Here is a 3,940-nt window from a genome sequence, read left to right as displayed (position 1 = left end):
CCCAGCCAGCGTTCTCATGGCCGAGCGTGTACGGTAGCGTCACCCCCGATTTCTCAGCCCACTGTCCTTCGATAATGTGCAGATCAGTGCGACAGAGGCCAGCCCCACCAATGCGTACAATGACGTCAAATGGACCACTGATAGTCGGCTCAGCGACCTCTTCAACCACCGGTGATTGATTGTAGGCATGGAGACGCACGGCTTTCATAGGGAATCCTCTCCTTCCTCGTTGTGCGCTGTCTCTGCGCTCGCATGCTGGTAACGGGTGCGGAAAAGAGCACTGCACATGGCTGTATTGAAAAGCAGGCTCAGGCGCACAGAGCGCAGGCGACGCAGAAAGCGCTGCAGCTCACCGGCAGGTATAGGCTCCCCCTGCTCGTCCACAAAGAGGGAAGAACCCGCCCGTAATAATCCCAGCGCCTGGCCACGCTCGACATAAGCTCGGGCCGCCTTGCCCAGCGCAGGTAGCTCCAGAGTGGCCCCTGGCAGGCACAGGCGGGCCACATCGCCCTCTTCATCCCAAGAGAGATCTTCCAGGCGCCGGGAACGTAGCACTTCCTCGCTCAGGCCAGTCTGAAGCAGACGACGTAGCAACAGGTCTTGACGCCTCAGAAAGCCTTTGCGCAAAAAGGTGCGACGCAGCTCTTGCAGATCGCTATCCGTCGTGACCTCCTCGGGAAAAGCGGCGGCGAAGCTGAGGCCTTGATTGACCGCCGCCGAGATGGCCTCACCAGCGCAGTGATCAAGTAGCTGCACCTGAACACTGGCCACTCCCGGTACAGCTCGCGCTCGTTCAGCCAGGTCGGAGGCCATCAAATAAGCGAAGTTGGGCGCACACCAGAAAGTTGGCAGCTTTAAAAAGATGCGCACCTCCGCGCCACTGGTCTCAATACGATCAACGAACCCTAGCCTCACCAGCGGCGTATCTAACTCGGGGTCAATCACATCGGCAATGGCCGCCCAGATCTGCTCTGGCCTGACAAGGGGTACGCTCACAGCATCGTGGATCGGCATGGTCGTTCTCCTCTCTTCCGCCATCAGCACAGTAGGGCCGCTAAGGTGCCGGGGTCCTGAGAGGCCAGGACTGCCGTCTGCCTTAGTCAGGCTGCTCTTCCCACCATCAGCAACCAGGCTGCAGCCTGGCTACCCCTGGAGGACCAGCTCAGGTACCCGCCTCAGCCGTGGCAGAGCTGCCAGGTTCTCTTGACGGCGCTTGGTCTATGCTCTCTCGGCCAGCCGCCTGTTGGGCTAGTTCGTCGCCGCGCAACTTCTTGAGCTGCTCCTCTGGATCAATTCCATAGAGGCGCGCGGCGTTCAAACCCATAATCTTGCGCTTCACATCGAGCGTCAGATCAACCTTAAACTCCTCTTTGAGATCTTGCGGGAGCTCGAAGGCCATGAAACGCTCAACTAACCAGCGCGGTTCCCAGATGGCGTAGTCGCTCCCAAAGAGAATTTTGTCCGGCCCGACCCAGAAGAGCAGATTCGCCATGATCTCAGCGAAGTAGCGTGGGCGCGGATAAATAAAGGGCAGAGCCACCGCCAGACCGGCATAGACGTTTTTCTCTTGAACAGCGATCCAGCAGAAGTCTTCCAGGCGCGGCAGACCAACATGCTCGACGATAAAATTTAGCTCAGGGAAGCGGGAAGCGGCATCGTCGACATCGGCCACATCGAAGGCATCACGGTTTAGTGGATAAATGGTCGGGCCTTTATGCACATGAATATTGGTGATCCCTAGCTTGGCGCATTCCTCCAGATAGCGATAAGCCTCGGGACTGGAGAGCTTGTAGCCCTTGGAGGCGCCACGCCATTCGGCAGTGTAGAGCTTGACCCCCTTAATGTCCCATTCTTCCTTCTGGCGACGCAGATACTCCAAACCCGCGTCACCGTCACGCGCATCCCAGGCCCCGTTGAGAATAAAGCGCTCGGGATAGCGCTGCTTCATGACACTGTTCTGCTCAATGGTGTTGAAGCCATTGATAAAGAATTCAGTGAGGTAGGTGGGCTGGAGAATAGCCATATCAACATAGCCCTTGACGAATTCATCATGGGCCATGCGCTCGGGGGTATAGCGCTCGAAGTCGCTCAGCGGCCAAACATACTCAGCCGGGGAAAGGTTTCGGTGATAATCATAGAAACAGTCGATCCAGCCACGCCCGTACTGGTTGCGCTGATTAGCGGGGCTGGCATCCCAGAGATGGGTGTGGGCGTCAACGATAAAGATTTCTTCGCCCGTTGAGGCGCGGAACATCAGCAGGCCTCCTTTGTCTCCAGTGAGTCAACAGTGACCCGATCAGCGACTCCCTCGGCTCATCTGGGCCCGCTCCAGAGCCAGACTCGGCAGCTTCTCCGGGAACCTGAGCAAACGAGTGAGTCAGAACGCACTACGCTGCCTATATCTGCACAACAGACGCCTTCTCCGGCTTGGCTGCTTCTTGCTTTGGCTGCGGTTTGCAATGATGCCGAGGCGGACTGGCCCAGTCACTCACTCAGTGCCTCTGAGCTAGTCCTCGCCCGGCATCGATCAGCTCCAGCCCACTCGCTTACGCTGCCAGCATAGCATAAAACTATACCAGTGTGTAGATCAGGATTTCATTATTTGAAATCGTATCTTACTGTGCTTGACACAGAGACGCTGCTCAGTATAATCCCAGGTAAAGGAGTGCCCCACTTGAGGGGGGACGAGTTGTAATAACAAGGTCGCTACGATAAACGTCCCCACCTGCGCAAAGGAGCAACAGAGTTATGGTCAACTACCCTTACGCTCACCTTCAGGCCCCAGCCTCATCACTCCCCGAGCCTAAGCGCGATATCTTGCGCTCCGCACAGCGTGTGCTTGCTATCCTTAACCTGATTGCCAGCACTCCTGGTGGACTGACAGCGCGTGCGGTGAGTAGCTTGCTCCACCTCAATATCAGCACGTGCTACCACTGCCTGAATACGTTGGCAGCGGCTGGCTATGTCGAGCGCCTTCCCAACGGTCACTACGTACTCGGCCCCCAGATCCCCTACTTAAACGATGCCTATCTGCGCACCCTTAGCCAAGACTGGCCAGGCCCACAATCAGAGGAACACAGGTCAGCCCTGGCTGTACCGACTTATCAGCCTGCGATCCAGCAACGTCTGCGCCCGATCCTCCACAGTTTGAGCGAACGCTGCCAGGAGCCGGCCTATTTGGCTGCCTGGCGCTACGGTGAGGTGGAGTTACAGGCCATCGTTGAGCCAGCCCACGCTGAACGCATCCCGGGCATCTACGTTGGCTACCGTGGTCAGGCTCACGCTCATGCTCTGGGGAAAGTTCTCCTGGCTTACAGCTCGCCGGAGTTTGTCGAGGACTACCTCGCTCGCCATAGCCTGCCTCGCCTGACTCAGCGGACAATTGTTGAACGCTCTCTTCTCCGTGAGGAGCTTCACAGCGTTGTCCGCCAGGGCTACAGTATTGATCGCGAGGAGTTGCACACGGGTACGGCCTGCCTGGCGGCCCCGGTCAGGGATGCCCAGGGCCGGGTAATAGCAGCCATTGCACTTTCGTTCCGCTGTGACCTGCTTTCTCGCCGAGGCGAGTGGCTTATCACCCAGGTTGTGCGTGCCGCTTACCAGGCCAGTATGGAGTTGCGCCTGATCAACCGCTGCTAGCAGTCTAGTCAGGGCAGCTCCAGGTAGGAGGTGGACCCGTGGACGCGTAGTTGGCAGAAGTGACTCTCTTCTGTTTACCTGCAGATCTATCTGCCTGGCCGGCTCAGAGGATCAGCCTCTCTGGCTGCTTGTCTTTCCTGCGGTGTCCAGCCTGCCGTTCCGTTTGCTCTTCCCTCGCAAAAGTCCTGGTGACCGGACAAAAATAGACCGGGACCTAGGTAGTTGTTTATAATAGGGGACACAGGAGCTGCTACCATCCACAATAGTGCGGAGAAGAGAGATCAAGCCAGGAGTCTAGTGC

General features: G+C 57.6%; 4 protein-coding genes. 1 reads left to right on the top strand and 3 read right to left on the bottom strand.

Annotated elements, in window-relative coordinates; all coding sequences use genetic code 11:
* The 3 genes from IRZ24_RS17720 to IRZ24_RS17710 all read right to left on the bottom strand — a co-directional run.
* On the bottom strand, window positions 1–208 hold a 208-nt coding region (locus tag IRZ24_RS17720), incomplete at its 3' end, for an alcohol dehydrogenase catalytic domain-containing protein (RefSeq protein ID WP_297167190.1).
* A complete protein-coding gene (locus IRZ24_RS17715; protein ID WP_297167187.1) occupies window positions 205–1,014 on the bottom strand; it encodes an iron-sulfur cluster assembly protein in 810 nt (269 codons plus the stop codon). The genes IRZ24_RS17715 and IRZ24_RS17720, both read right to left, overlap by 4 nt.
* A 148-nt stretch (window positions 1,015–1,162) precedes the next feature.
* On the bottom strand, window positions 1,163–2,254 hold the full coding sequence (locus IRZ24_RS17710) for an amidohydrolase family protein (protein ID WP_297167184.1): 1,092 nt from the start codon (window positions 2,252–2,254) through the stop codon (window positions 1,163–1,165).
* 494 nt (window positions 2,255–2,748) lie between these two features.
* Here IRZ24_RS17710 and IRZ24_RS17705 point away from each other — a divergent pair, with 494 nt between their 5' ends.
* The gene (locus IRZ24_RS17705; RefSeq protein WP_297167180.1) at window positions 2,749–3,639 is read left to right on the top strand and encodes an IclR family transcriptional regulator; all 891 of its coding nucleotides are present in this window, start codon (window positions 2,749–2,751) and stop codon (window positions 3,637–3,639) included.
* Window positions 3,640–3,940 lie beyond the last annotated feature (301 nt).

The organism is Thermogemmatispora sp., assembly GCF_019683755.1.
Lineage (GTDB): Bacteria > Chloroflexota > Ktedonobacteria > Ktedonobacterales > Ktedonobacteraceae > Thermogemmatispora.
This window is presented reverse-complemented; position numbering and strand designations above follow the sequence as displayed.